General features: G+C 63.6%; 24 protein-coding genes and 1 pseudogene. 14 read left to right on the top strand and 11 right to left on the bottom strand.

All coding sequences use genetic code 11. The features are described 5' to 3' along the window. The first annotated feature begins 126 nt into the window (after window positions 1-126). From AC0L21_RS16380 to AC0L21_RS16355, 6 genes are all read left to right on the top strand, one after another. Window positions 127-3,591 (top strand): chromosome segregation SMC family protein, encoded by a 3,465-nt coding sequence (locus AC0L21_RS16380; RefSeq protein WP_473262850.1) that lies wholly within the window; start codon window positions 127-129, stop codon window positions 3,589-3,591. A 57-nt stretch (window positions 3,592-3,648) separates the two neighbouring features. Further along, window positions 3,649-4,626 (top strand): small ribosomal subunit Rsm22 family protein, encoded by a 978-nt coding sequence (locus tag AC0L21_RS16375; protein ID WP_473262849.1) that lies wholly within the window; start codon window positions 3,649-3,651, stop codon window positions 4,624-4,626. A 136-nt stretch (window positions 4,627-4,762) separates the two neighbouring features. After that, window positions 4,763-5,323, top strand: a complete 561-nt coding sequence (locus tag AC0L21_RS16370) for a LemA family protein (RefSeq protein ID WP_473262848.1) — start codon at window positions 4,763-4,765, stop codon at window positions 5,321-5,323. Window positions 5,324-5,355: 32 nt separating this feature from the next. Then, window positions 5,356-6,609, top strand: coding sequence for a M48 family metallopeptidase (locus tag AC0L21_RS16365; protein WP_473262847.1), 1,254 nt, complete (start codon window positions 5,356-5,358; stop codon window positions 6,607-6,609). Between the two features lie 204 nt (window positions 6,610-6,813). Continuing rightward, window positions 6,814-7,569, top strand: coding sequence for a P-loop NTPase family protein (locus AC0L21_RS16360; protein WP_007607084.1), 756 nt, complete (start codon window positions 6,814-6,816; stop codon window positions 7,567-7,569). Window positions 7,570-7,629: 60 nt separating this feature from the next. Then, window positions 7,630-8,298 (top strand): hypothetical protein, encoded by a 669-nt coding sequence (locus tag AC0L21_RS16355; RefSeq protein ID WP_473262846.1) that lies wholly within the window; start codon window positions 7,630-7,632, stop codon window positions 8,296-8,298. A gap of 39 nt (window positions 8,299-8,337) precedes the next feature. On the opposite strand, the gene AC0L21_RS16350 is transcribed toward AC0L21_RS16355, so the two are convergent. From AC0L21_RS16350 to petA, 7 genes are all read right to left on the bottom strand, one after another. Continuing rightward, window positions 8,338-8,877, bottom strand: coding sequence for an adenine phosphoribosyltransferase (locus AC0L21_RS16350; protein WP_007595035.1), 540 nt, complete (start codon window positions 8,875-8,877; stop codon window positions 8,338-8,340). An 8-nt stretch (window positions 8,878-8,885) separates the two neighbouring features. After that, the gene (locus AC0L21_RS16345; RefSeq protein WP_473262845.1) at window positions 8,886-11,051 is read right to left on the bottom strand and encodes an anthranilate synthase component I; all 2,166 of its coding nucleotides are present in this window, start codon (window positions 11,049-11,051) and stop codon (window positions 8,886-8,888) included. Window positions 11,052-11,313: 262 nt separating this feature from the next. Further along, window positions 11,314-11,607 (bottom strand): type II toxin-antitoxin system RelE/ParE family toxin, encoded by a 294-nt coding sequence (locus tag AC0L21_RS16340; protein WP_473262844.1) that lies wholly within the window; start codon window positions 11,605-11,607, stop codon window positions 11,314-11,316. After that, window positions 11,604-11,819 (bottom strand): hypothetical protein, encoded by a 216-nt coding sequence (locus tag AC0L21_RS16335; RefSeq protein WP_473262843.1) that lies wholly within the window; start codon window positions 11,817-11,819, stop codon window positions 11,604-11,606. The genes AC0L21_RS16340 and AC0L21_RS16335 overlap by 4 nt, the downstream gene beginning before the upstream one ends. A gap of 54 nt (window positions 11,820-11,873) precedes the next feature. Beyond that, the gene (locus AC0L21_RS16330) at window positions 11,874-12,548 is read right to left on the bottom strand and encodes a dienelactone hydrolase family protein (RefSeq protein WP_473262842.1); all 675 of its coding nucleotides are present in this window, start codon (window positions 12,546-12,548) and stop codon (window positions 11,874-11,876) included. A gap of 138 nt (window positions 12,549-12,686) precedes the next feature. Next, window positions 12,687-14,759, bottom strand: a complete 2,073-nt coding sequence (gene fbcH / locus AC0L21_RS16325; RefSeq protein WP_473262841.1) for a cytochrome b/c1 — start codon at window positions 14,757-14,759, stop codon at window positions 12,687-12,689. Window positions 14,760-14,821: 62 nt separating this feature from the next. Continuing rightward, the gene (gene petA / locus AC0L21_RS16320; RefSeq protein ID WP_007595042.1) at window positions 14,822-15,352 is read right to left on the bottom strand and encodes a ubiquinol-cytochrome c reductase iron-sulfur subunit; all 531 of its coding nucleotides are present in this window, start codon (window positions 15,350-15,352) and stop codon (window positions 14,822-14,824) included. A gap of 289 nt (window positions 15,353-15,641) precedes the next feature. On the opposite strand from petA, the gene AC0L21_RS16315 reads away from it, so the two are divergent. The 6 genes from AC0L21_RS16315 (at window position 15,642) to AC0L21_RS16290 (ending at window position 19,352) form a co-directional block, all read left to right on the top strand. Beyond that, window positions 15,642-16,100, top strand: a complete 459-nt coding sequence (locus AC0L21_RS16315; RefSeq protein ID WP_473262885.1) for a tRNA (cytidine(34)-2'-O)-methyltransferase — start codon at window positions 15,642-15,644, stop codon at window positions 16,098-16,100. Window positions 16,101-16,118: 18 nt separating this feature from the next. Next, window positions 16,119-16,751, top strand: a complete 633-nt coding sequence (gene queE / locus AC0L21_RS16310; RefSeq protein ID WP_473262840.1) for a 7-carboxy-7-deazaguanine synthase — start codon at window positions 16,119-16,121, stop codon at window positions 16,749-16,751. 17 nt (window positions 16,752-16,768) lie between these two features. Beyond that, on the top strand, window positions 16,769-17,134 hold the full coding sequence (locus AC0L21_RS16305; RefSeq protein WP_007607071.1) for a 6-pyruvoyl trahydropterin synthase family protein: 366 nt from the start codon (window positions 16,769-16,771) through the stop codon (window positions 17,132-17,134). A 16-nt stretch (window positions 17,135-17,150) separates the two neighbouring features. Next, on the top strand, window positions 17,151-18,038 hold the full coding sequence (hemF, locus tag AC0L21_RS16300; RefSeq protein WP_473262884.1) for an oxygen-dependent coproporphyrinogen oxidase: 888 nt from the start codon (window positions 17,151-17,153) through the stop codon (window positions 18,036-18,038). Further along, window positions 18,035-18,781, top strand: a complete 747-nt coding sequence (locus tag AC0L21_RS16295; protein WP_473262839.1) for an HAD family hydrolase — start codon at window positions 18,035-18,037, stop codon at window positions 18,779-18,781. Before hemF ends, AC0L21_RS16295 begins: the two co-directional genes overlap by 4 nt. A gap of 370 nt (window positions 18,782-19,151) precedes the next feature. Next, window positions 19,152-19,352, top strand: a complete 201-nt coding sequence (locus tag AC0L21_RS16290; RefSeq protein ID WP_473262838.1) for a YodC family protein — start codon at window positions 19,152-19,154, stop codon at window positions 19,350-19,352. 1,058 nt (window positions 19,353-20,410) lie between these two features. On the opposite strand, the pseudogene AC0L21_RS16285 reads toward AC0L21_RS16290, so the two are convergent. Next, window positions 20,411-20,716, bottom strand: a pseudogene (locus AC0L21_RS16285) (winged helix-turn-helix domain-containing protein); the annotation flags it as partial. Between the two features lie 277 nt (window positions 20,717-20,993). Here AC0L21_RS16285 and AC0L21_RS16280 point away from each other — a divergent pair. Next, entirely contained in the window at window positions 20,994-21,905 is a 912-nt protein-coding gene (locus AC0L21_RS16280) for a DUF1127 domain-containing protein (protein WP_473262837.1), read from the top strand. Window positions 21,906-22,088: 183 nt separating this feature from the next. Here the strand turns inward: AC0L21_RS16280 and AC0L21_RS16275 are convergent, their stop codons facing one another. Continuing rightward, the gene (locus AC0L21_RS16275; protein ID WP_473262836.1) at window positions 22,089-23,162 is read right to left on the bottom strand and encodes a TauD/TfdA family dioxygenase; all 1,074 of its coding nucleotides are present in this window, start codon (window positions 23,160-23,162) and stop codon (window positions 22,089-22,091) included. 423 nt (window positions 23,163-23,585) lie between these two features. Between AC0L21_RS16275 and AC0L21_RS16270 the strand changes: the two genes are divergently transcribed. Next, complete coding sequence (locus tag AC0L21_RS16270) at window positions 23,586-23,801, top strand: hypothetical protein (RefSeq protein WP_473262835.1); 216 nt, start codon at window positions 23,586-23,588, stop codon at window positions 23,799-23,801. Between the two features lie 95 nt (window positions 23,802-23,896). On the opposite strand, the gene AC0L21_RS16265 is transcribed toward AC0L21_RS16270, so the two are convergent. Continuing rightward, window positions 23,897-24,979 carry a two pore domain potassium channel family protein gene (locus AC0L21_RS16265; RefSeq protein WP_473262834.1) on the bottom strand — a complete coding sequence of 361 codons (1,083 nt, stop codon included), beginning with the start codon at window positions 24,977-24,979 and terminating at the stop codon, window positions 23,897-23,899. A gap of 39 nt (window positions 24,980-25,018) precedes the next feature. After that, window positions 25,019-26,212, bottom strand: coding sequence for an L-dopachrome tautomerase-related protein (locus AC0L21_RS16260; protein WP_473262833.1), 1,194 nt, complete (start codon window positions 26,210-26,212; stop codon window positions 25,019-25,021). Window positions 26,213-26,355 lie beyond the last annotated feature (143 nt).

Raw genomic sequence — 26,355 nt, 5'->3', positions numbered from 1 at the left:
GCGGCACACCGCGGCCATTGTCCAGCCGCATGAGGCGCCTCGCGCGACTCGCCCGGATAGCGACACTGCCTTCCATGGTATTGTCCCGGCAGGGGGATTCGCGCCTGCCAACAGAGATGCGTGCTTATGAAAATCACCCGCCTGCGCCTTCATGGCTTCAAGTCCTTCGTTGAGGCCACCGACTTCGTCATCGAGCCTGGCCTGACCGGCGTGGTCGGCCCCAACGGCTGCGGCAAGTCGAATCTCGTCGAGGCGCTGCGCTGGGCGATGGGCGAGACCTCCTACAAGTCGCTGCGCGCCGCCGACATGGACGCGGTGATCTTCGCCGGCTCCGGCAATCGCCCCGCGCGCAACCACGCCGAAGTGACGATGACGATCGACAATTCCGATCGCACCGCGCCGGCGGCGATGAACGACAGCCAGCTGCTCGAAATCTCCCGCCGCATCGAGCGCGAGGCCGGTTCGGTCTACCGCATCAACGGCCGCGACGTGCGCGCCCGCGACGTGCAGATTCTGTTCGCCGACGCCGCCACCGGCGCGCGCTCGCCGGCCCTGGTCCACCAGGGCAAGATCGGCGAGATCATTCAGGCCAAGCCCGAACAGCGCCGCCGCGTGCTGGAAGACGCCGCCGGCGTTGCCGGCCTGCATGCCCGCCGCCATGAGGCTGAGCTGCGGCTCAAGGCCGCCGAAACCAATCTCACCCGCGTCGAGGACGTGATCGGCCAGCTCGCAGGCCAGATGGAGGGCCTGAAGAAGCAGGCCCGCCAAGCCGTGCGCTATCGCGAGGTCGCGGCCAAGGTCCGCAAGGCCGAAGCAACCCTGTTCCATCTGCGCTGGATCGGGGCCCATGCCGACGTCAACGAATCCGGCCAGACCCACGATCTCGCGGTCCGCGAGATGGCCGAGCGTACCCAGCACCAGGCCGAGGCCGCCCGCATCCAGGCGATCCGCGCCGCCGAAATGCCGGCGCTGCGCGATGCCGAAGCGCGCGCCGCGGCGGGGCTCCAGCGCCTGACCAACGCCCGCGAGCTGCTCGATCGCGAGGAAGAGCGCGCCAAGGAGCGCGTCGCGGAACTCGAGCGGCGCCTCGCCCAGTTCGAAGGCGACATCTCGCGTGCCCAGCAGCAGACCATGGACGCCGATGTCGCGCTGCAGCGCCTCGACGCCGAAGATGCCGAGCTGAAGGAAGAGATCAAGTCGCGCGTCGAGAAGCGCTCCGGCGTCGACGAGCGTGTCGCCGAAGCCGAGGCGGTGCTGACCGAAACCGAGCAGCAGTTCGCCGAGCTCACCACCGCGCTCGCCGACCTCACCGCCAAGCGCAATCAACTCGAAGCCAACGTTCGGACCCACCGCGACAAGCTCGCCCGGCTCGACCAGGAGATTTCGAACGTCGCGACGGAAGAGCAGAAGCTGACCGAGGCGACCGGCGGCTTCGGCGATCTCGACGAGCTGACCGCGACCGTCGAGAACGCCGAGCAGACACTGGCGGCCTCGGAAGCCGCGGCTCAAGCCAGCGAGGCAGCGCACGTCGCCGCGCGGCAGACGCTGGAATCCTCGCGCTCGCCGCTCGTCGAAGCCGACAAGCGCGTGCAGCGGCTCGATACCGAGGCGCGCACGATCTCCAAGATCCTCAACGGCGAGACCAAGAATCTGTGGCCGCCCATCATCGACGGCATCACCGTCGACAAGGGATTTGAAAAGGCGATCGGCGCGGCGCTTGGCGACGATCTCGACGCCCCGGTCGATCCGTCCGCACCGATGCGCTGGACCAATGCCGGCGTCACCGACGGCGATCCGGAACTGCCCGACGGCGTCGTGCCGCTCGCCCGCCACGTGCAGGCCCCGGCCGAGCTGACCCGCCGCCTGGCGCAGATCGGCGTGGTGCCGCGCGAGCGCGGCGCCGAGCTGGTCTCGCAGCTCAAGACCGGCCAGCGGCTGGTTTCGCCCGAAGGCGACGTCTGGCGCTGGGACGGTTTTGTCGCAGCCGCCCACGCGCCGACCGGCGCAGCACGGCGGCTTGCCGAGCGCGCCCGCCTCATCGACATCGAGAACGAGCTGGAGCAGGCCCGCATCGACGCGCAGATCAAGCGTCAAGCGCTGGAGAACGCCGAGGCCGAGCTGCAGATGGCCGCCAGCACCGAAGGTGCAAGCCGCGAAGCCTGGCGCGCAGCACAGCGCGAGCTCAACGTCGCGCGCGAGCGGCATGCCATGGTCGAGCGCGAGATCAGCCGCCACGCCGCGCGCAAGGCGACGCTGTCGGAAGCCCACAGCCGTCTGGCCGCCGACCGTGCCGAAGCCGAAGCCGCCTGCGAATACGCTGAAGCCGGGATCTCCGAGCTGCCGTCGAGCGAGGACACCGAAACCCGTCTCGCCGCCGTCCGCAGCGACATCGAAGGCCATCGCCGCATGGCCGCGCAGGTCCGCGCCGAGGCCCAGGCGCTGGCGCGCGAAGCCGAGCTGGCCGACCGCCGCGTGCAGGCGATCCTCGCCGAGCGCACCGAGTGGCAGAACCGCAAGGAGAGCGCCGCCTCCCATATCGACACCATCCAGGCGCGCATCGCCGAAGTCTCGATCGAGCGCAGCGATCTCGAGAACGCGCCGGCCGTGTTCGCGGAGAAGCGCAGCGCGCTGATCACCGAGATCGAATATGCCGAAAACGACCGCCGCATGGCCGCTGACGCGCTGGCGACCGCGGAAAACGCGATGGCCGAGACCGATCGCGTCGCCAAGCTGACGCTGGAGGCGCTGTCGAGCTCGCGCGAGGCGACCGCCCGCGCCGAGGAGCGCATGGAAGGCGCGCGGCGCCGGCTCGAGGACATCGAGCGCGAGATCCGCGACATGCTGGAAGTCGAGCCGCAGGCCGTTGCCGGCCTCGCCGAGATCGAACCCGGCACGGAGCTGCCGCCGCTGCATGACATCGAGGAAGACCTCGAAAAGATGCGCCGCGATCGCGAACGCCTGGGTGCCGTCAACCTGCGCGCCGAGGAAGAGCTGCGCGAGGTCGAGACCCAGCACAACGGTCTGGTCACCGAGCGCGACGACCTCGTCGAAGCCATCAAGCGGCTACGCCAGGGCATCCAGAGCCTCAACAAGGAGGCGCGCGAGCGGCTGCTGACGTCGTTTGAGGTCGTCAACAACCACTTCAAGCGCCTGTTCGTCGAGCTGTTCGGTGGCGGCGAAGCCGCGCTGCATTTGATCGAGAGCGATGACCCTCTCGAAGCCGGCCTCGAAATCATCGCCAAGCCGCCGGGCAAGAAGCCGCAGACACTGTCGCTGCTCTCGGGCGGTGAGCAGGCGCTGACCGCAATGGCGCTGATCTTCGCGGTGTTCCTCACCAATCCCTCGCCGATCTGCGTGCTGGACGAAGTCGACGCGCCGCTCGACGACCACAACGTCGAGCGCTATTGCAATCTGTTGCACGAGATGACCGCCTCGACCGACACGCGCTTCATCATCATCACCCACAACCCGATCACGATGGCGCGGATGAACCGCCTGTTCGGCGTCACCATGGCCGAACGCGGCGTCTCGCAACTGGTGTCGGTGAATCTGCAAGAAGCGGTGGACATTCTCGACCAGAACGTGGCGTGAGGCTGCGCCCGTCACGCACCCATTGACGTCGTCATCCGCGCAAGCGGATGATGAAACATGATCTCACCTACCCTCCCCGCGGAACTGAAGGCGGCCCTCGACGGCAAGCTGCAGGGGTTTTCCCGCACCGACGCTGCCCAGCGCTCCCAGCGGATTTCCACCACCTATCGCGCAGGCGGCGGCTCCGGCACGATCAAGTCGGAGGCCGATGCGCTCGCCTATGCGCTCGCGCGCATGCCGGCGACCTATGCGGCGGTGGCGGCCAGTCTGAATGCGCTGACCGAGATCGCACCGGACCTCGCTCCGGAAACACTGCTCGACGTCGGCGCAGGTCCGGGCACCGCGAGTTGGGCCGCGGCGGAGGCGTTCTCCTCGCTGCAGGATTTCACCCTGCTCGACGCCAACGCCACGCTCAGCCGTCTCGCGCTCGAACTGGCGCGCGACAGCACGCGTCTGGCGGATTGCCGCTATCTGCCGGGCGATGCCGGCGCGAACCTCGCTGAGGTTTCGCAAGCCGATCTCGTCGTCGCGAGTTATGTCATCGGCGAGCTCAGTGAGGGCAATCAAGGCAAGCTCGCGGAAGCGATGTGGGCGAAAGCGCGCCACGCGCTGGTCGTGATCGAGCCCGGCACGCCCGCCGGCTACGCCCGCATCCTCGCTTTGCGCCAGCAATTGATCGCGGCGGGCGCCTATATCGCCGCACCCTGCCCGCACGAAAAGCCGTGTCCGCTGGCGGCGCCCGACTGGTGCCATTTCTCCCAGCGCTTGCCGCGCTCGCAGGCGCACCGCCAGATCAAGGGCGCCGAGGTGCCGTTCGAGGACGAGCGATTCATCTACGTGGCGCTGACCCGTACGCCGCCCGCAGCCCGCGCCGCACGCGTGCTGGCGCCGCCGGATGTCGGCAAGGCCGAGATCACGGCCAAGCTCTGCACCGGGGAAGGCCTCGCGATCACGAAGGTGCCGCACCGTGACAAGGCCGCCTATGCGAGCGCTCGGCGCTGGCGCTGGGGCGATGCCGCCATTGCCGAAAGTTAACCTCCTCCGGCTCTTTCGCCTTGAACTCGGATAGCCCCTCATCCGACCAAATCCTACCTCCCCTCTGCGCCGGGCTCTCGCTCCGCACCAATTTGGTCTACCCTAGCGCCCGCCCTTCCCCCTTCAGGAGTTCTCCATGTCGACCGGCTGGATCGTTCTCGGCGTTATCGTCGTCCTCTTGTTCTTTGCCTTCGCCGCCTACAACCGGCTGGTGGCGCTGGGCCAACGCGTCGGCCAGGCCTTTGCCGACATCGACGTGCAGCTCAAGCAGCGCCACGATCTGATCCCGAACCTGGTCGAGACGGTGAAGGGCTATGCCTCGCATGAGCGCGGCACGCTCGACGACGTCGTCAAGGCGCGCAATTCGGCGATGTCGGCGCAGGGACCGGCGCAAGTGTCCGCGGCCGAGACCCAGCTCTCCGGCGCGCTCGGCCGGCTGATCGCGCTGTCGGAGGCCTATCCCGACCTGAAGGCCAACGCCAATTTCCAGCAGCTCGCCAGCGAGCTGTCCGATCTCGAGAACAAGATCGCGGCCAGCCGCCGCTTCTTCAACAACGCGGTCCAGGAATACAACACCGGAATCCAGCAGATGCCCGCCGCTCTGTTCGCCGGCATGTTCGGCTTCACCAAGAAGGACTTCTTCGATCTCGGTGCCAGCCGCACCGAGGTCGAGGCCACGCCGCAGGTGAAGTTCTGAGTTGAACCGATAGGCCGGCAGGGCATCGCGTCATGGCCGCGTATGGTCTCTACACGCACATCGCCTCGAACAAGTTTCGTTCGATGCTGCTGCTCGCCGGCCTGTTCGCGCTGGTCTATGTGCTGGTCTATGCCGGCGCGCTGATCGCCGAAGTCGTCATCAATGGCGACGAGACCGTCGCCCATTATCTGAGACGCGCCTTCTATGATCTGAAAGTCGCCGCACCGGTTGCGACCGTCGTGGCAGCGGCCTGGATCGTGATCGCCTATTTTTTTCACCAGTCGATGATCGATGCGGTGACCGGCGGCCACGACGTCACCCGGCAAGAGGAGCCGCGGCTCTATAATCTGCTCGAAAATCTCTGCATCTCGCGCGGCATCACGATGCCGAAGCTGAAGATCATGGAGAGTCCGGCGTTGAACGCGTTCGCGACCGGCCTCAATCCACGGCAATATTCGGTCACCGTCACCACAGGTCTCCTCAATGCGCTGGATGACAAGGAGATCGAGGCGGTGCTCGGCCACGAGCTGACCCACATCAAGAACGGCGACGTGCAGCTCATGGTGGTCGCCGTCATCATTGCGGGTGTGGTCGGGTTCTTCGGCGAACTGTTCTTCCGCCTGTTCACGAATTTCAGCTGGGGTTCCGGCGGCTCGTGGTCGTCGGGCTCCTCCTCGTCGTCACGATCGTCCTCGTCGTCGAGCGACAGCAAGAGTTCGGGGGGCGGCGCGGTGATCGTCATCATCATCGCGGTCGTGCTGATCGTGGTGGCCTGGCTGTTGTCGCAGGTGGTGAAGCTCGCGCTGTCGCGCTCGCGCGAATACCTCGCGGACGCGGGCTCCGTCGAGCTGACGAAAAACCCGGACGCCATGATCTCGGCGCTGCGCAAGATCGAGAACCGCGGCGAACTGCTGGGCGCAACCTCGGCGGTGATGGAGCTCTGCGTCGACAATCCGCGCGAGGGTTTTGCCGATTTGTTCGCGACCCACCCCTCGGTGCAGTCGCGGGTCGACGCACTGGTCAAGTTCGGCGGCGGCCATGATCCTGGCCCGCTGCCGCCTCCCGCCGACGAGGCCGAGGAGCCGGACACGCAAGCCGACCGGCAGAACACCCCACCGCCGCTGCGCCAGGGTCCCAGGCAAGGTCCTTGGAACGACGCAGGCGGCGCAGCCAACCCGCCGCCCGTGCCCGCACCCAGCTCCGCCGGAACCGCCAGCAGCAACCCGATAGGTAATTCCTTGGGCAATCCCACAGGAAATCCTATGGGTCCTTGGGGCCGCCATTGACCGTGATTTGACGCCATGCGCGGCGGGTTTCGTCGCGATTGGGAAAAACCTCGGGAATTGCCGTAACTGGGGCCTGCGGAATTGAATTCTCCCTTGTTTCTGCCATGTTCGCGCCCAACAGCAGACTTGGGACATCTTCGCGACATCGATTTGGGGCCCGGCCGATTGCGACTTCGCGATCGGGGGGCGCGTTAGGGGACAGCAATGGCAAAGCCGGCAGTGGTTGTGGTGGGCGCGGACAAGGGCGGGGTCGGCAAGACCACCGTGTCGCGCACCTTGCTCGATTATTTTTCCGCCAACAACGTGCCGACGCGTGCCTTCGACACCGAATCGCCGCGCGGAACCCTGAAGCGCTTCCACCCTGACATCACCGAGATCGTCGACATGACGACGACGTCGGATCAGATGAAGATCTTCGATACGCTCAACGCGACGAGCCCGTCGGTCACCGTGATCGACGTCCGCGCCGGCCTGCTCTCGCCGGCACTCGCCTCCTTGCGCGACATCGGTTTCCTCGACGCCGCCAAGGCCGGCCAGATCACCTTTGCCGTATTCCACATCCTCGGACCCTCGATCGCCTCTCTGGACGAAATCGCCGAGACCGCGGGCTTCATGGGGGGCGCCAAATACTTCCTGGTGAAGAACTTCATCAACGATACCCAGTTCTTCCAGTGGGATCAGGCGACCTACCAATCGTATTTCAACCGCATCAAGGACGCGACCGAGCTGACCATCCCCAAGCTCAACGAAATGGCCTATGAGCAGGTCGAGGTGTCCTCCGTCCCATTCCTGAAATTCGTCGCCAACAAGGGCATCAACGACGAGGCCGCGAACTACTCGTTCGTGCTGCGCGGTTATGTCCGACACTGGCTTGCGAACGTCTGGAGTGAGTTCGACCGGATCCGGCTGACCGATATCGTCGGCTCGACGAAATCCGGGGCCCGCAACAGCGAAAAATAGTTGCGCAAGCCGGGCGGATACGGCTGGATTGGTCGCCAAGTTCGACTGATGTAACAATCGATGCCCGCGACGCCCCTCTACATCATTTGCTCGCCCCGCCCGCAGGTCGGCAAGACCCTGCTGGCGCGGCTTTTGAGCGAATTTTTGCTGCTCAAGAACGGCAACGTCGTGGCCTTCGACGTCAACCTGAAGGAGCCGTCGCTGCTCGACTATCTGCCAAAGATCACCGAGACCGCCGACGTGATCGACACCTATGGCAAGATGCAGCTGATGGATCGCGTCATCGTCGATGATGGGGTTGCCAAGGTGATCGACCTCGGCTTCCACGCCTTCGACGAGTTCTTCAAGATGACCGAGGAGATCGGCCTGTTGAAAGAGGCGGCGCGCCGCCACGTCGCGCCCATGATCCTGTTCGTCGCCGACACCGATCGCGTCTCGGCCCGCGCCCACGAGATGCTGCGCGACCAGATCCCGCGGATCAACCTGATCACGGTGGACAACGAGCACATCGTGCGCGGCGAACTACCGGCCGCGATGGCTACCGGACGGGTATTCCGACTGCCCGCGCTGCCCGGATTCCTGAAGACCTATATCGGCCGGCTGAATTTCTCCTTCACCGGTTATCTGCGCCAGGAGAAGGATGCCTCGACCGAGCTGCACCAGTGGACCCGGCGGAACTATCTCGCGTTCCGCGAGCTGGAGCTCAGCCTGATCCTGCAACGGTCCTAGGCGAGAATTTACCCGGCCGATACTCGTCTGCGTCCTGGCTCAGTGCCCCTCGAACGTCATCAGCGTGCGCACCGGCACGTCCATCGCGCGCAGCTTGGCGGCGCCGCCAAGATCCGGCAGGTCGATGATGAAGCAGGCGGCGACCACATTGGCGCCGATCTGGCGCAGCAATTTCACCGCGCCTTCCGCGGTGCCGCCGGTGGCGATGAGGTCGTCGACCAGGATCACTCGCTCGCCGGGCTGGATGGCGTCGACATGCATCTCCATCTCGTCGATGCCGTATTCGAGAGAGTAAGCGATCCGCACGGTGGTGTGCGGCAGCTTGCCTTTCTTGCGGATCGGCACGAAGCCGGCCGAAACCTGGTGCGCCACCGCGCCGCCGATAATGAAACCGCGCGCTTCCATGCCGGCGACCTTGTCGATCTTGTTGCCGGCCCAGGGATTGACGAGTTCGTCGACCGCGCGGCGGAACGCACGTGCATCCGCAAGCAGCGTGGTGATGTCGCGGAACAAGATCCCGGGTTTCGGGTAGTCCGGGATGGTGCGGACGCTCGCCTTCAGATCGTGGTCAAAAGTCATGGTGCCTCTCAATCAGCGCGCGCATCCAGGCGGAACGCGTTCTCGACAATTCGTAAGCCCACCTCGCCGCTGAGCGACATCAGCGATTCCGGATGGAATTGCACGCCGGCGACCGGCAGGGTCTTGTGCTCGAGCGCCATGGCGACACCGTCCTCGGTGCTGGCGGTGACGGATAGCACCTCCGGCATGCTGTCGCGCTCGACATAGAGCGAGTGATAGCGGCCGATCACGATCTCGTTCGGCAGATTGCGCATCAGCCGCCCGCCGCGCACCTGAACCCGCGAGGGCCGGCCGTGGGCGGGATGCGTGAGCTGCCCGAGCTCGCCGCCGAAATACTCGCCGATCGCCTGGACGCCGAGGCAGACGCCGAACACCGGCAGCTTGTTCTCCAGTGCCGCATCGATGGTCTTCTTGATGCCGAAATCCTCAGGCCTGCCGGGGCCCGGCGACAGCACCAGCAAATCCCAGCGCTTCTGCTCGAGCATGTCGAGCGCATGCACATGGCGGACCACGGTGACGTCGGCGCCGACCTGGCGGAAGTAATCGGCCAGCATATGCACAAAGCTGTCGTCATGGTCGATCAGCAGTACCCGCTTGCCGCTTCCGGTCGCATCGGGCGCAAAGGCCGACAGCGGCTTCGGCGGATCGCCGCGCAGCGCCTGGAACAGGGCCGCGGCCTTGACCTGGCATTCGCGGTCCTCGGCGGCGGGATCGGAGTCGAACAAACAGGTGGCCCCCACGCGCACTTCCGCGAGGCCTTCCTTCATCCGGATGGTGCGGATGGTGAGGCCGGTGTTGATGCTGCCGTCGAAATTCACCGCCCCGATCGCGCCGGCATACCAGCGACGCGGCGAGCGCTCGTGATCCTCGACGAACTGCATCGCCCAGAGTTTTGGTGCGCCGGTGACGGTGACGGCCCAGGCATGCGTGAGGAACGCATCGAGCGCATCGAAGCCGGGACGCAGCATGCCTTCGACATGGTCGACGGTGTGGAAGAGCTTTGAATAGGTCTCGATCTGCCGCCGCGCCAGCACCTTGATCGTGCCGGGAACGCAAACGCGCGCCTTGTCGTTGCGGTCCACGTCGGTGCACATGTTGAGCTCGAACTCGTCCTTCTCGGAGTTCAGGAGCTGGCGGATCTGCTCGGCATCGCCGATCGCATCGGTACCGCGCGCGATGGTGCCCGAGATCGGGCAGGTCTCGACCCGGCGTCCGTCCGAGCGCACGAACATTTCCGGTGAGGCCGAGACGAGAAATTCGCCCTCGCCGAGATTCATCAGGGCGCCGTACGGCGACGGGTTGATGACGCAGAGCCGCTGGAACACTTCCGCCGGCGAGCGGTCGCAGGGCTCGGCGAAGAGCTGCCCCGGCACCGCCTCGAACAGATCGCCACGCGCAAAGGCGGCGCGCGCGGTCTCGACCGTAGCCTGATATTCGCCGGGCGCGTGATCGGCAAAACCCTGGCGCGGTGTCTTGAGGTAGGGGCTCTCGGCGGTCTCATGGGGCAAGCCCGCGGTGGACTTGCCCTTCCACGCGAAATCGTAAGTGAGCACGACGCCGCGGCCGGTGGCGCGGTCATAGGCGAGCAGGCGGTCGGGGACGTAGAGCACGATGTCGCGCTGGTCGCTCTCGCGCGCGCGCTTCTGCACGAGGTCCTCGATCTGGAACACGAGGTCGTAGGCGAAGGCGCCGAACAGGCCGAGCACCCCATCGTCATTGGCGGAGAAAGCGGCGACGAGATCGCGCACCAGCGACATCACGCTGGCGCGCCGCGTGCGCTGGTCTTCGTCGATCGGGGCTTCGCCGCGAATGATATGGCCGGCAAGGCGCGTCGGCGTCTTCTCGGAGATCACGGCACAGGGTTCGCGCAAGACGCCGGCGAGAAAGGCGATCAGCACCTCCCCACGCGCGTTCAGCGCTTCCAGCTTGAAATTGACGCCGGTGGTCTCGAGCTTGAGCGGCGGATCGGAGAAGCCGAGGTCAAAACTCTCGTAACGGCCGGGCACGGTCGTACCCGACGACAACACCACGCCGCGGCGACGGTCGAGCAGGTTGACGAGATCGTCGAGCCGGTTGGCGCCGCCGGAAAACTGCTCCGCCACGCGCGTGACCGCAAGCCCCGCGCGGGTCACATAGTCGCTTCGAGCCGGAAGGGCAAAGACGGTCCTGTTCATGGGGTCCTCTTACGAAACTTGTCGAGGGAACGCCACACAGGACAAACGATCAGGCCGCCGCACTGCGTGGGCGACCTCAGACGATTTTGGGAGAATAAATCGCACCGGCCACCTCTCAGGAGGTGCGCCACCAAAGACGGGATGGGCGGACGGCGGTGCTCATGGCCGGATACTCACCATGGCGCGGGGACGGCGTCAAGGGTGGCTGGAGCCCCTAGCTGCCCATACAAACGGCCGGCTGACAGCGAGATCGAGTTTAGGATCAGACCAATTCATCCGGCTTGGGGATATCACGCCTTCCATGACGCACGTGGATGACCTCCAGCGCATCATCTACGACGCGGTAGTAGATCAGGTACGGAAACGGGACGATCGGAAAGACCCGAACGCCGGCCATATCGGTCGGACGCCCGAGCCCCGGATACTTCGCAAGCAATTGGCTGACCGACCGGATACGCCGCACAACGGCGCTTGCAGCACGCCTGTCGTGCTGACCGATATATTCGTGAATTCCATCGATGTCAGTCCGGGCACGCCGAGCGTACCGGAGTTTCACAGCCCGCACTTCGTCCAGAGCGCGGCCATTTCCTCGTCGGTCGCGAACTCGCCTCGCTCGGCCTGCCCAAGCCCCTCAAGCACGGCCGCGCGATGGTCGTCCGGCACAACGAACAGATCGCTGTCGTTGGCGACAATCTGCTCAAGCACCTCGGCGACATAGACTTGCCGATCTTCCGGCAACCTTCGCACTTTCTCGATCACATCATCCAAGACCTTGGTCATGGATGGAATATATACCAGCTGCGGGCCAAATACGACCTGCCCCTACCCCAGATGCTTCCTAAAAAACTCCGTCGCCCTGCCCCAGGCGAGCTCGGCGGCTTCGCGGTCGTGGACGGCCTGGCGCTGCTCGTTGACGAAAGCGTGCTCGGCGTCATAGCGGAACAGCTCCAGCGACTTGCCCGCGGCCTTCATGGCTTTTTCGAAGCCGTTGACCAGCTCCGGCGTGCACCAATCGTCCTTGTTGGCGAAATGGGCCTGGAGCGGAATCTTGACGTCGGCGGGCTTGGCGGCCTGCTCGGGCGGAATGCCGTAGAACACAACGCCCGCCGTGAGCTCCGGGACATGCACCGCGCCGATGATGGTCACGGCACCGCCGAGACAGAAGCCTGTTAGCCCGACCTTGGCGCCGTTGCGCGACAGATATTGCGTGGCGCCGCGCACCGTCTGGGTGGTGGCGTCCATGAAGTCGAGCGAGTTCATCTCTTTGCCGGCGGCGTCGGTGTCGTGATACGGCACCACCTTGCCCTTGTAGAGATCGGGCGCCAGCGCATCGAACCCGGCCAGCGCGAAGCGGTCGCACAGGCCCTTGATCTGGTCCGACAGACCCCACCATTCCTGGATGACCACCACGCCCGGCGCGTTGCCGCGCGCGGCATTGGCGAGATAGCCCGATGCGTCCTTGCCGTCCGGGCGCTTGAAGGTGATGGCGGTTCCCATGGTGTCCTCCGACGAGTTTTTGGATTCGCGGCATTTTGGCGTTTGAGCGCGCGATAGGCAATCGCGCCTGACAACACACTCTCGTGCCCAGCAAAAAAGCCCCCTTGCGGGGGCCTCTTCATTCTCGGCTCGGGCCGCTCAGTGCGAGTCGGCCCAGACCTTCTTCTTGGTGAAGTACATCAGGCCGGCGAAGATGATCAGGAAGATGAACACCTGGAAGCCGAGGCGCTTGCGCGCTTCCATGTGCGGTTCGGCGGTCCACATCAGGAACGTGGTGACGTCCTTGGCGTATTGCGCGACCGTGGTCGGCGAGCCGTCGTCATAGGTCACCTGGCCGTCGCTGAGCGGCTTCGGCATCTTGATGGCGTGGCCCGGGAAGTACTTGTTGTAGTAGGACCCCTCGGGGATGGTAACGCCTTCGGGCGCCTTGTCCTCAAACCCCTGGAGCAGCGCCGAAACGTAGTCCGGGCCCTGCTCCTGATACTGGGTGAAGAAGTCGACGATGAACATCGGGAAGCCGCGGCCGTAGGAGCGCGCCTTGGTGATCAGCGACAGATCCGGCGGCGCCGCGCCGCCGTTCGCCGCACGCGCGGCCTGCTCGTTCGGGAATGGCGAGGGGAAATAATCCGCCGGCCGGCCCGCGCGCTCGAACATGTCACCCGCGTCGTTCGGGCCGTCCTTGACCTTGTAGTCGGAGGCGAAGGCTGCAGCCTGCGCGACCGAATAGCCGGGACCGCCGGCTTCAGCGAGGTTGCGGAAGGCGACGTAGGACAGGCCGTGGCAGTTGGCGCAGACTTCCTTGTAAACCTTCAGGCCGCGCTGGAGCGCACCGCGGTCGTACTTGCCGAACGGACCGGCGAACGACCATTTGTTGCCCGGCGGCTTGTCGCTGCCTTCGGAGGCACGCGCGCTGTCGGCTGAGCCCGCAAACAACGCGCCCGCCAGCGCAAGCACGATCGCGCTCGACACCATCGGCGTCGACCTGCTCCCGGTCTTGGCCAGGACGGCGTCCGAGATCGAGTTCGGCACCGGCCGCGGCTTCTCGATGCGCGAGAGCAGCGGCAGCACGATCAGGAAGTAGGCGAAGTAGCAGAACGTCAGGACCCGGCCGGCGATCACATAGATGCCTTCCGGCGGCTGCGCGCCGAGATAACCGAGCAGGATGCAGACCGCGACGAAGATCCAGAAGAACTGCTTGGCCAGCGGACGGTACTTCGACGACTTCGTCCTGGCGGCATCGAGCCAGGGCAGGAAGCACAGGATGATGATCGCCGAGAACATCCCGATCACGCCCGCGAGCTTGTTCGGGATCGAACGCAGGATCGCGTAGAAAGGCAGATAATACCATTCCGGCACGATGTGCGGCGGCGTCACGCCCGGGTTCGCCGGAATGTAATTGTCGGCGTCGCCGAGATAGTTCGGCATGTAGAAGATGAACCAGGCGTAGAGCAGCATGAAGCAGGAGACGCCGAACATATCCTTGATGGTCGCATGCGGCGTGAACGGAACCGTGTCCTTTTCCGTCTTGGGCTCGACGCCGTCAGGGTTGTTCTGGCCGGAGACATGCAGCGCCCAGACGTGGAGCACGACGACGCCCGCGATCAGGAACGGCAGCAGATAGTGCAGCGAGAAGAAGCGGTTCAGCGTCGGGTTGCCGACCGAATAGCCGCCCCACAAGAGCGTCACGATGCTCTCGCCGACATAGGGAATGGCGGAGAACAGATTGGTAATGACGGTGGCGCCCCAGAAGCTCATCTGGCCCCACGGCAGCACGTAGCCCATGAAGCCGGTCGCCATCATCAGCAGGTAGATGATGACGCCGAGGATCCAGAGCACTTCGCGCGGCTCCTTGTAGGAGCCGTAATAGAGGCCGCGCAGCATGTGGACGTAGACGGCGACGAAGAACATCGAGGCGCCGACGGCATGCATATTGCGCAGCAGCCAGCCGTAATTGACGTCACGGACGAGCAGCTCGACCGACTTGAAGGCGAGGTCGGCATGCGGCGTGTAGTGCATCGCCAGGATCACCCCGGTCAGGATCTGGATCCCCAGCATGAACGAGAGGATGGCGCCGAAGGTCCACCAATAGTTCAGGTTGCGCGGGGTGGGATAGACCACGAACGAGGAGTGCATGAGGCCGAGGATCGGCAGACGTCGCTCGATCCATTGCAGGGCCGGATTGCTCGGCTGGTAGTCGGATGGTCCGCTCATGATGCGATCCTGAGGAAATAGTACGACGAGACGGCGCGAAGCTTCGGACGAGGGCCCGAAGCTCAGCCGATCTGGATTTTGGTGTCGGAAACGAACTGGTACGGCGGCACCGGCAGGTTCGCGGGCGCGGGCCCCTGGCGGATGCGGCCGGACGAATCGTACTGCGAACCATGGCAGGGGCAGAAGAACCCGTCGTAATTGCCTTCGTGGGCGATCGGGATGCAGCCGAGATGGGTGCAGATGCCGATCACGACCAGCCACTGGTCATGGCCGGACTTGACCCGGGCCTCGTCGGACTGCGGATCGGGCAGGCTCGCCACGTTGACGGCGCGCGCCTCGTCGATCTGCTTCTTGGTGCGGTGGCTGATATAGATCGGCTTACCGCGCCAGAACACCTTGATGTCCTGCCCCTCGGCGACCGGGCTGAGATCGACCTCGATCGGCGCACCGGCGGCGATGGTCGACGCATCAGGATTCATTTGGGAGATAAAGGGCCAGAGCGCAGCTGCGCCCCCTACTGCTGCAGCTGCCCCCGTTGCAACGAATAAGAAATCACGGCGTGTCGGATGGTCCGCCGAAGACGCTGTCGTCACGATTCCAACCCTTTCTTCTTATGCGGCCGGCGGAACCGCTCCAGGAGCCCCCAAGGTCCCCAGAACAGCCTGCCGGCGCCCGCGGCCCCCCGCGGCGGCAGAACTTCACGTGCCCCCACCAAAACAAGGCGAAAACAGCAGTCCAGAATCGTTCTATTGGCACCCTTGCCGGGCGAGCGCAAGCCCGCTATCGGCGCGGGAGCGTGCAATGCACGAATTCCGCGGCCAGCGATGTTTTATTGAGACATTTCCGGCCCGCACCGAACCCGGCACAGCCCATGCACAGCCCATGCAGATAGCGCTTTTCCAACCCGACATTCCCCAGAACACCGGCACGATTCTCAGGCTCTGCGCCTGTCTGGACGTGGCCGCCCATATCATCGAACCGGCGGGCTTCCCCGTCTCGGACCGGCATTTCCGCCGGGCGGGAATGGACTACCTCGATCAGGTCAGCATCGTCAGGCACGACTCCTGGTCGAAATTCGAGCAATGGCGGGCGGCGCAGGGCGCCCGCCTGCTGCTGTTCACCACCAAAGGCGCGACCGACTACCGCGATTTCCGTTACCAGACGGCGGACATCCTGCTATTCGGGCGCGAGAGCGCCGGCGTCACCGAGGCGGTGGTCGAGGCGGCGGACGCGCGGCTGGTGATCCCGATCGCTCCGGGGCTGCGGTCGCTCAATGTCGCCATGACCGCGGCGATGGCCGCAGGCGAAGCGCTGCGGCAGCTCCGGAACCCGCAAGTTTGACATGTTGAGGAGAGACGGTTGAGTTACGCGGTCAAGGAAATCTTCCTGACCCTGCAAGGCGAAGGCGCCCATGCCGGGCGCGCGTCCGTATTTTGCCGTTTTGCCGGCTGCAATCTCTGGAGCGGGCGCGAGGCGGACCGCAGCGCGGCGACCTGCAAATTCTGCGACACCGACTTCGTCGGTACCGACGGCACGCTCGGCGGGCGCTACGCCTCGGCCGCGGAACTCGCCGGCACCATCGCGGCGCAATGGACGGCCTCCACCGACAACCGCTATGCGGTGCTCACCGGCGGCGAGCCGCTGCTCCAGGTCGATGCGGCGCTGGTCGACGCGCTCCATGCCCGCGGCTTCGAGATCGGGGTCGAGACCAACGGCACGATCGCCCCGCCCGAGGGGCTCGACTGGATCTGCGTCAGCCCGAAGGGCGGCAGCGATCTGGTGATCCGGCGCGGCCACGAGCTGAAGCTGGTCTATCCGCAGCCGCTCGCGATGCCGGAAGCCTTCGCGGATCTCGCCTTCGAGCGCTTCTCGCTGCAGCCGATGGACGGGCCCGAGGTCGTCCAAAACACTGCGGGCGCCATCGACTATTGCCTCAATCATCCGCAATGGCGGCTCAGCGTGCAGACGCATAAATCGCTCGGTATCAGATAGGATTGGTTTTCGAACAGATGTGGGAATTGACGAAATCGTTTCGCTTCGAGGCGGCGCACTCACTGTCGGGAACGACGTTCGGCGCGGCCAGCGAAGAGATCCACGGCCACTCCTTCCGCGCCGAGGTGACGCTGCGCGGCACGCCCGATCCCAAAACCGGCATGGTGGTCGATCTCGGCCTGGTCCAGCGCGCCATCGAAGACGTGCGCATGATTCTGGACCACAAGTATCTCAACAAGATCGAGGCACTGGGCACACCGACGCTGGAAAACCTCTCGCGCTTCGTCTGGGAGCGGCTGGCGCCTATCGGCAAGCTCACCCGCGTCAGCATCCACCGCGACAGTTGCAACGAGAGCTGCACCTACTACGGTCCGCAGGGTTGAGAGAATGACATCCACGATGGACCCGAGCTTGATCGAAGACCGCAAGACGCGCGCACGCGCCTGGTTCGAATCCTTGCGCGACGACATCTGCACGAGCTTCGAGCGGCTGGAGGACGATGCCCCGCAAAGCCTTTATTCGGGCGAGCCGGGCCGCTTCAAACGCACACCGTGGCAGCGCACCGATCATACCGGCGCGGCAGGCGGCGGCGGCGTGATGTCGATAATGTCAGGCCGCCTGTTCGAGAAGGTCGGCGTGCATTGCTCCACCGTGCACGGCGAATTCGCGCCCGAGTTTCGCGCGCAAATTCCCGGTGCGGCGGACGACCCGAAGTTCTGGGCCTCCGGCATCTCGCTGATCGCGCATCTGCGCAATCCGCACGTGCCCGCAGTGCACATGAACACACGCTTCGTCGTCACCACAAAGGCCTGGTTCGGCGGCGGTGCCGATCTCACGCCGGTGCTCGACCGCCGGCGCACGCAGGACGATGCCGACAGCATCGCCTTCCACGCCGCAATGAAACAGGCCTGCACGCAGCCGAACGGCGTCGCCGATTACGACAAGTACAAGAAGTGGTGCGACGAGTATTTCCACCTGCCGCACCGCAAGGAGGCGCGCGGCATCGGCGGCATCTTCTACGATTGGCACGACAGCGGCGACTGGGACGCCGATCTCGCCTTCACCCGCGATGTCGGCCGCGCCTTCCTGAAGATCTATCCCGACATCGTGCGGCGCAATTTCGCGACCAGCTGGACCGCGGAGGATCGCGAGGAGCAATTGATCCGGCGCGGGCGCTATGTCGAGTTCAACCTGCTCTACGACCGCGGCACCATCTTCGGTCTCAAGACCGGCGGCAATGTGGATTCGATCCTGTCGTCGCTGCCACCGGAGGTGAAGTGGCCATGACGACGATGAAGCCCGCAATGAAGCCGCTGCCGCGCGCCATGCTGATCGACATGGACGACACCATCCTGTCGGCCTATGCGCGGCCCGAGATCGCCTGGAACACGATCACAGCGGAGTTCGCCGAGGAGCTCGCGCCGCTGCCGCCGCAACTGGTCGCAAGCACCGTCCTGGCCTTCGCGAAAAACTTCTGGGCCAATGCGGACGCTTCGTGGCGGATGAAGCTCGCCGAAGCCCGCCATCTCACGGTCAAGGGCGGTTTTGCCGCGCTCGCGGCCGCCGGTCATCGCGCCCTGCCCGACGACCTCGCCGTTCGCCTCGCCGACCGCTTCACGGCCTATCGCGAGGAGGAGATGTTCGTCTTCCCCGGCGCGCACGACGCCATCGACAGGCTCAAGGCGCTCGGCATCAAGCTCGCGCTGGTGACCAACGGCGCCGCCGACACCCAGCGCGCCAAGGTGGAGCGCTTCGAGCTGGCGCATCGCTTTCACCACATCCAGATCGAGGGCGAGCACGGTTTCGGCAAGCCCGAGGAGCGCGCCTATCTGCACGCGATGGAGGCGCTCGGCGTCACCGCTGAGGATACCTGGATGATCGGCGACAATCTGGAATGGGAAGTGGTGACGCCGCAGCGTCTCGGCATCTACTCGATCTGGATCGACGTGCATGGCGACGGCCTGCCCGAAGGCTCGATCGTCAAGCCCGACCGCATCATCCGCTCGCTGACAGAACTGGTGCCGGGCTGACTGCAATCGGGGTGCGCAAGCAAAAACATCGAAAACAACCCCATGCACAGTAGACGGCCGCAGCAGAATCAAGGACTTGCGGAAAACGCAAACTGCGGATCTGACAAAATCGGTTGCTCCGTCGGGCAAAACAGGCGCATGGTGTCATGGTCGCGACGCACGGGACGGAAGAGCCCTTGCGCCATCCATCGAACAGGCGCCATTGCCTCTCGTGATGGGATCGCTCCGGCCTAAAGCTCTCTGATCGATTTCAGCAGCCCGGCCGGCGCATGCGCGCTACCGCAACACATCCACTGACCGAGTAGCCCGTGATCGGCATGTCATGCCGTTTTGCTAGCTTCTCCCGTCATTCAAACCGAAAGGACCATCCATGGAACTAAAAGCCGGCGACATCGTCATGCTGAAATCCGGCGGCCAGCCGCTCACCGTCGCTGACGTGAAGGGCGACGACGTGATCTGTCTCTGGATGGGCGCGGAAGGCGATCTGTTTCGCGAGACGCTGCCGTTCGCGGTGCTCGATCGATTGGAAGAGCTCGACGACGAAGACGAGGATGACGAAGACGAGGAGTAGGCGCGGCTGACCCGCATCCTAGTTTGATCGGAGCGCACAGCTTCCGGCGCGTGTGATGTCCGCTTCGTCGCCAACTATGGCGCGATAGCGGACATCGCTGCATGGCGCAGAACGGCCGACGGGACGTCGTCCAAATTCATCCTCTTGTCAGCATCCGTCACCTTGCTGAAGGGATTCCTCGGCGGATACTTTCAGGATCATCGTGTCTCGCGTAAGGGGTGCAGCCAGCACCGTCATGATGATTTCCCATTTGTCGCGTCGGCCGTAAGCCGAGATCAGCTTGTGTAGGCTTGAAGGCCCGCGCCGATGTTTAACGATCGGCTACACGGTTCGATCGCTTCTTCGTATTGACGGAGCTGCAGGTGCGCAACACAGAGGAGCCGCACCGTGATGTTCTTCTGCAAAATGGCCAGATCTGTCCGATCGCCGTCGAACCGGTCGGACCATATGTCGCGCGCAGTCTGAAGATCGGTCAGGGATACGCTGATCCGCACCTGATCTCCGTTGCCCCTCACCGCGCCGCGCACGGCCCAGCGGGCGCCGAGATCCGTTCCAAGCTGCTTCAGATCGATCGACTTAATCTTGTAGGCAAGGGCGGCCTCGCGTCCGATGACGAAAGTGGCGGGCGCTCGCGCAAGATCGGTCGTCAAATCTGTCGTGATGGCATCGGCAAGGTGATCCTGCTCTGGATCGTTGTTGAGGTTGATGAAGGGCAACACGATGAGAGAGAGACGATGCGCGATCTCGGGCCTGACTATCGGTTGTCCTTGAAGCTCTCGAGCTTCCCGAAGTGGGTCAGTACGGAGCGTCTTCCAAACATTCCAATAACCAAGAAGGCCGCCGGCAATTGCACCGATCGCCGCAACCGACGCCAGCGTCCCGCCAACGAACTTCAGAGGGCCTCTGATGTGACGCACCCAGTTCTTGGGCCGCCGTTTGCAAGCTACTTTTTCGGAGAACTCCGGGACCAAAACCGCTGCCTCGGCGGTTGCGCACGCAAAATTCGACGATTCTGCGAGGGCGCCTGATATCACCGCAGTTTCGGGACATCGCTCGTCATCGTGGACAGCGCCCACGAAACGAAAGCCCTTTCGTGGAAATGTCTTGATAAGACGTTGTTGCGCGCCGGAGTCGCCGATCGCGCGTCGGACCGCGTTCAATCGGGTGGTCAGCGCCGCATCAGAAACGATCCGACCATTCCAAATTGCGTTTATGAGATCATCCTTGCTGACGACGCGATCCCTGCTGCGGATCAAATAGCCGAGCAGATCAAGTACCTGTGGCGTCGTAGGAACGGCATCGGGCCCGCGCCACAACTCGCGCCGGTCGGTATCCAGCACACAGTCCTCGAAGAAATAGCGCATGGCACCATTCCCCAGGCGTGCCCTCTACTTCCGAGAGCGCCGCAGCGATTGTCCAGAGAAGATAGGCCTTCGAAACGGAAAATGTAAGCCGAATATCAAGTGTGCCTTGCCCCAGTGTCGCGGGATCGGCGGACGTCAGCCGCACGGAAACGCCCCGCACCGGCTGGAACGCAAAGAATAAGCCGCCGGTAAGAGAAATGTAAGCCCCTCGTCAAGCGTACCGGACCGAGCATTGGCACCTTAGCCCTCGGTGAGAAGCAAGCCAAAGGAGATTGCGATGAGCGCGATCTATGGCGCCGCGTGGATGCGACGGCCCTTCGGATCAACGCAGCGCGTTGTCAGCCTCGTCCGGCAATTCTTGAGCGCATGGCGGGAGCGCCGCAGACGCCGGAGCGTACAAGCGACCCTGTGCGGCCTCAGCGACAGGGAGCTCATGGACATCGGCACGACGCGCGGCGAGATCGACTACATCGCCTCGCACCGAAACATCGCGAGGCCGAGTCGTTCGACAGAACGGGACAGCGGCGTTATTGCCCTGCTGCTCTGTAGCGCCCTTATCCTCGCTTTCGCAAGCGAGGCCAAAGCTCAATGCACCGCGCAGGACGTTCTGCGGAATCACCTGGACCTCAAGACCGCTGCTCCGGTGCCGAGATCGCGGACTCCCGTCAGTTCGGCCGCCGATGTTCGGCCCTGGAAGACGATTGCGACAGGGACGTTCAGGGACATGCGCGCCCTTCGCAAGGCGATGAGTGCAATGGGCTGCGACGTCGGAAGCGCAGCTGCTGAAGTCCTTGCGCGGCCGGCTTTTACTCTGAGTGACAAGAAAACGGACGTAGAGCTCGTCCCTCTCTCGCCCGCTGAGCTCGGCTTCGAGGGCGAGACAGCGTCGCTGACCGAAATCCATGCGCGCGCGCAACGGCTGGGCTTCGGACTTGCGCCCGCAGAAATCGCTCCGCAGCTGAGACTTCAGTACTTGGACCAGCCAATCGGTGAGTTTCTCATCATCGGGATGGAGCCGATCAGGACATGGGCGGGTGAACCGGTCATCCTGACGGTAGCCAATGGTGGAGCAGGCCTCATTCTCATCGGCCAGAGCACCCGCGAGAACGCGGAAATTCCAGTGAACTCCACCATTGTATTCGTGCGGCCAAGTACACCCGCCCCGGCCGAGACCGCATCATTCAAGTAGCTCGGGTGATGCGTATGTCCGCTTTACGCCAACAAGCGGCATTTGTGGGTACTCGCCCTGGTCGCGTCGAGGCACCTGAGAGTTTCAGCCTGGCGCTGTCGAAGGGATGGTCCGGGCTGATCATGCGGCTTGAGCTTGCGAGGCTAGGTGGGTCCGGGCTTCCGGTTCAACCCATTCGGAACGTCAATCCAACGGGACGTTCAAACTGGTACCTTTGGTGATGATGCCGCCACGGTTGCCAATCTCAATCGAACCATAGCGCTGCTTGAAACAATCGGGCAGCGGCCGGTCGCCTTCCATGCTGAGCCAAAGGCGCAACAGATGACGCTTTTGGCCTGCATCGGGCCAATCGCGGAATCCGGTCCGGTCATGCAGCAAGGCATGATTGTAAACGAACTGCATGTCACCCGGCTGAAGCCGCATGCCGAAATGCAGCGCGGGATCATTTGCGAGCGCGTCGAAGAGATCGAGCGCCTCGACGTGAGCCGGCGTCAGTCTCGGCGCATCGGGAAAGCGTTGCGCACTATCGATATACTGGCGCTGATAGAACCCGGTCAGGAACCCCGCATGCCAATTCAGCACCGGGATTTCAAGATATGGCTTTTCGTTCTCCGGCACCTCGCCTCGCCGGTCTGTCGCGATCGGATGAAACAAGAGAGCGGCAAGGTCGGGACGTCTGTCAAACATCTCGTTGTAGATCGTCGTCGTACTGACCAGGAGGGAATCCCCTCCCTCCATCGCCTCGCGAATGCATAACAATCCAACCACGTCGGACGAATCCGTGTGGAATGTCTGCCGTTCCGAAGTTTGATAAATTCGGGTGTTCGGATCCTTCGCATCGGCGCCGGTGTCACGGACGTGACCGAGAATGTGACCCGCTGCATTCTGGGACCGCGCCGATCCAAGATGCGCGCCTACTCCGCAAAAGATCGTAGCGGCGAACTCCTGGCTATATTTTGCCACCGGGAGGCCGCGGATGACTTCGAAGCCAAGGCCAGCCAGGAGCGTTGTCTTAACCTCTTCCAGATGCGCGCCGAAGCGGGGAAGCGGAAAGCTTTCCTTCGTGATCTCGGCGATTTTTTTGTTTCTGCCAAGAAATGTTTCAGCCGCGCCCTCAAGCTCGGCGATCTCGCCGGCCGCAAGCGATATCAACCATCGATCGGGATTGGCTTTCATCTCACCGCCCTGCCATGCGGATGGGATATCGACCTTCCCTGGAGGGCGATGGATCCCGCCGGGCACTGAGACCACATTCATCGTGTTGGCTCCTGGGGAGATTGGACGTCAGACATGGGGGCGGAAGACGTGGGAGCGGAAGACATAGTGGGCGGAAGAGATGCGGGCGGACGATCGACGATATTGTGCCGACCGCTTGTTTGCAACTTGACTGAAGCGCAGCCGTGAGCCGAGTGCACTATCGCCGCGACGAGGTCCGTTCCAGGCAGTCGCGTGTTAGGTGAGCCGCTTCCGCCAAAATGATTACAACACGGCCGCTCGTTCGACCGATCAAAGCCCGGGAAAAAATGGAAACAGCCGGAACGTTCGAGAAGCTGATTGAGTTGAAAGTCATGCGCCTTGCGCTTTGGTCAAGGCCGCACCAAGCGGCCCGATCAAGCTCCTGGAAAAGGCGAAAACTACTCTCCGGCGTGCCTTCTGCAGCACGGCCGCGCGAGGATCGCGATGTACACGACGGCGATATACGATGAGCTGAGCCAGATCGAGCGCGACGTCGTCGAAGGAGAACGGCGGCTCGCCGAGCAGGAGGCGCTGATCATTGAAATGAAGCGCCAGAATCAGGACACAGCCAAAGCTGAAGGCGAACTCGAACGAATGCGGATGGAGCAGCGAGATCGCGATCAGGATCGACAACGTCTGCTCTCACGGCTCCAACCCTGAAACAATTCGCCTCATGAGGCTGATCCGCCGAAGGCGTCGCGTCGCTGAGACGCGAGACCAGGCCAGGCGCGCTCGGCGAGAAGTACGGCAGGGGTTTACGCCCTTAGTATCGCCGGATCGATGTCCGAGGGCCTGTAAGCCATGGAATTGCCAAGCACGCAAACCAGAGAGTCCCACCTTCTTCGCTGTTCCATGTAGGATTCGCACGAATGCGGAAGATCGTCGGTGACACTGATACCTGCTTGCCGCAGCCGCCGTCGTGCATTGTCGAACCGGATCCGCCAGAGCTGCCGATCTCGGTCGTCGGCTTCAGCCGATGCTTTCTCGTGCAGGAAAACGTTGTTGAGGGTGGAAAGGAGTAGCAGCGCGGAGGACCATAGTTGGGTGACCGCGCCGGATTGCTTGAGCCAATCGGCGTCCTTCGGCAATGCACTTCGGATCAGCGAGACGGCATCGAGCACGATGAGTGACGACCGGGCGACGGAGTAGAACGGTTCAGGAAAGCGGAAGTAGAACAGGACGGGATAGAAGTGGTGAGCTTCTTTGGTATCGGTGACCTCCGCGGCCAACTCGGACAGATTGTTGTAGCCCGCGCTCAGCTGGTTATTTGCGAACAGATGCGCGAGCAGGTCCGCTGCATCGCCGGTCTCACCGCAAAGCGCGTGAATGTTGAGGCAAAGCGAGTTCCTGCTCCTGAGCGCGCCATAGATCTGCATCAGGTAAGTGATGGTGAGCGAAATGACCGACGTCCCGATCACCGAATTCAGGAGAAACAGGAGTTTCGCTCCGGCACTTTGCGGACCAAAGTTGCTGCCGCCTACGATCGAGAGGCTGCTTCCCGCCACGTAAAGCGCAGTCACGAAGTCGGTTGGAGTCTCCTGGTGGCTGCTTGTAATGCTGGTCCCGAGCTGAGGGTGCACAATCAGTGCAGCCCCGAGCGCGAGCAGAATCGACCAGGTGAGCAGCAAGGCGACCAGGATCAACGGGCCGCAGAATGAAAGCAAATGGCTGCCATTGCAGAGCGAGGAAAACCGGCGCAGTGCAAGCCAAACCAGTCTGGCCAGGCGGTCGCTGATAATTCCGGTGCCGGCGCGTGCGTAGAGAACCGTGAGGAATACGTCGGCAAGGACAAGTGCCATCAGCAGCGTGCCGGCCACAGGCTCAACCCAATGGGCCATCTGTCCTCCTCGTCCTAAGCCGCCTCCCGAGCCGCGCGCTTACTGCCGGTTCGGCTCGCGACTTGACCCGACGGTGTTCGCGTCGCTTGGCATGAACTTGAAAAGCGTGAAGTTCTTGTCCGTCCAGGCCATGTGGAACCAGGGTGAATCCTGGATATGCGACGCGGTGACATAGATTGCGCCGTCAGGACCTTGCGAGAAGGTGTCCGGCCAGCGCAGGCGCGAATCCGTCAACAGCTGTCGCACGGTCCCGTCACTGGGGTTGAGGACCTTGACGGCATTGTCGGCGATCGAGCTTAGATAGATTTCGTCATGTTCGCCGGTCCAGAGCCCATCGACGGGCTCCGTCGTTGCCACTGTTTCCGGGCGAGCGTGAGCCGCCGCGTCCGCACTCTGGATGCTGGACGTGGCGATCCGGTAGAGCGTCTTTCCGGTCAGGGCCTGCCAATAGAGGGTGTTGCCGTCCTTCGACAGCGCCAGACTGTCGGCATTGAACAAGGGCTGCCGTCCGTCCGGCCGCCGCAACGGCTGGCCATCTGTCATCACGGTGACGCTCGGATCGAATTGGGTAGAAGGATCCTCGCTCAGCACCCGCCAAGCCTGCCCGGACTCGATGTTGAGAACAACCAGGCCGCCGGGCGAACCGGAATCGGTCAAATAGGCGAATTTTCCGTCGGGGGCGATACGGATGTCGTTGAGATAGCTGGCCGGACCAGCGACATCCGCCGCGATCGGAAAGATCCGCTTCACAGCGTTCGACTTCAGATCGACCTCGACGATCTTGGGTCCACCCTTCACAGTCTTCTCGGCATTGGGAGCCGCGGGATCGACGACCCAAAGCGATCCGCGCCGGTCCGCTACGACGCTTTGAACGCAGACGAAGTGATCATTGGGCGATACTTCTGACATTCGCGCGTTGCGCCAGCCGTTCCATTCCTCATTGGGATATGGCTTGGTCGAGCCGTCCGGCATGAGTTCGGCCACCGAAACCGGCGTATCCTCCGTCCAGCGCGGGAAGTTCACGAAGATGCGGCCGTCCGGGGCGACGGTGACGCCGGTCACCTGATGCTCGAATGTTGCGACCGATTGCAGCCGGCTGTCGCGACTTTCGACAAGAGGCGCGACAAGGCGCTGGGCCTTGGACTTGATATCAGCCGTTGCGGATTGCGCATGAACCGCGGACGAAATGGATAGCACGACTGCTACGCAGGAGCTGAACGCGATTGCACGCATGAGAGGCCCTTTCAAAAAGTTTAGGGCCCAATCCGGCTTTCCTTCGATCGTTCCTAGCACATCTGCCAACGCGCCTTTGACGGCTAGTTCCATCAAGCGGTCCAGCGATGATCGTTGCCGAGGTATATGGCAGGGCGAGCGAG

This window comes from Bradyrhizobium sp. WSM4873 (assembly GCF_055811355.1).
This window is presented reverse-complemented; position numbering and strand designations above follow the sequence as displayed.

What these genes read in the sequence shown, in the direction of transcription:
- AC0L21_RS16290 (WP_473262838.1), top strand. Translation starts at nt 19,152, where the DNA reads ATGGAACTAAAAGCCGGCGACATCGTCATGCTGAAATCCGGCGGCCAG.
- AC0L21_RS16350 (WP_007595035.1), bottom strand. Translation starts at nt 8,877, where the DNA reads ATGACTTTTGACCACGATCTGAAGGCGAGCGTCCGCACCATCCCGGAC.
- AC0L21_RS16330 (WP_473262842.1), bottom strand. Translation starts at nt 12,548, where the DNA reads ATGGGAACCGCCATCACCTTCAAGCGCCCGGACGGCAAGGACGCATCG.
- AC0L21_RS16365 (WP_473262847.1), top strand. Translation starts at nt 5,356, where the DNA reads ATGGCCGCGTATGGTCTCTACACGCACATCGCCTCGAACAAGTTTCGT.
- AC0L21_RS16370 (WP_473262848.1), top strand. Translation starts at nt 4,763, where the DNA reads ATGTCGACCGGCTGGATCGTTCTCGGCGTTATCGTCGTCCTCTTGTTC.
- AC0L21_RS16260 (WP_473262833.1), bottom strand. Translation starts at nt 26,212, where the DNA reads ATGCGTGCAATCGCGTTCAGCTCCTGCGTAGCAGTCGTGCTATCCATT.
- AC0L21_RS16375 (WP_473262849.1), top strand. Translation starts at nt 3,649, where the DNA reads ATGATCTCACCTACCCTCCCCGCGGAACTGAAGGCGGCCCTCGACGGC.
- AC0L21_RS16345 (WP_473262845.1), bottom strand. Translation starts at nt 11,051, where the DNA reads ATGAACAGGACCGTCTTTGCCCTTCCGGCTCGAAGCGACTATGTGACC.
- fbcH (WP_473262841.1), bottom strand. Translation starts at nt 14,759, where the DNA reads ATGAGCGGACCATCCGACTACCAGCCGAGCAATCCGGCCCTGCAATGG.
- AC0L21_RS16280 (WP_473262837.1), top strand. Translation starts at nt 20,994, where the DNA reads ATGAGCGCGATCTATGGCGCCGCGTGGATGCGACGGCCCTTCGGATCA.
- AC0L21_RS16380 (WP_473262850.1), top strand. Translation starts at nt 127, where the DNA reads ATGAAAATCACCCGCCTGCGCCTTCATGGCTTCAAGTCCTTCGTTGAG.
- AC0L21_RS16270 (WP_473262835.1), top strand. Translation starts at nt 23,586, where the DNA reads ATGTACACGACGGCGATATACGATGAGCTGAGCCAGATCGAGCGCGAC.
- AC0L21_RS16305 (WP_007607071.1), top strand. Translation starts at nt 16,769, where the DNA reads ATGTGGGAATTGACGAAATCGTTTCGCTTCGAGGCGGCGCACTCACTG.
- AC0L21_RS16315 (WP_473262885.1), top strand. Translation starts at nt 15,642, where the DNA reads ATGCAGATAGCGCTTTTCCAACCCGACATTCCCCAGAACACCGGCACG.
- AC0L21_RS16265 (WP_473262834.1), bottom strand. Translation starts at nt 24,979, where the DNA reads ATGGCCCATTGGGTTGAGCCTGTGGCCGGCACGCTGCTGATGGCACTT.
- hemF (WP_473262884.1), top strand. Translation starts at nt 17,151, where the DNA reads ATGGACCCGAGCTTGATCGAAGACCGCAAGACGCGCGCACGCGCCTGG.
- AC0L21_RS16295 (WP_473262839.1), top strand. Translation starts at nt 18,035, where the DNA reads ATGACGACGATGAAGCCCGCAATGAAGCCGCTGCCGCGCGCCATGCTG.
- AC0L21_RS16360 (WP_007607084.1), top strand. Translation starts at nt 6,814, where the DNA reads ATGGCAAAGCCGGCAGTGGTTGTGGTGGGCGCGGACAAGGGCGGGGTC.
- AC0L21_RS16275 (WP_473262836.1), bottom strand. Translation starts at nt 23,162, where the DNA reads ATGAATGTGGTCTCAGTGCCCGGCGGGATCCATCGCCCTCCAGGGAAG.
- AC0L21_RS16355 (WP_473262846.1), top strand. Translation starts at nt 7,630, where the DNA reads ATGCCCGCGACGCCCCTCTACATCATTTGCTCGCCCCGCCCGCAGGTC.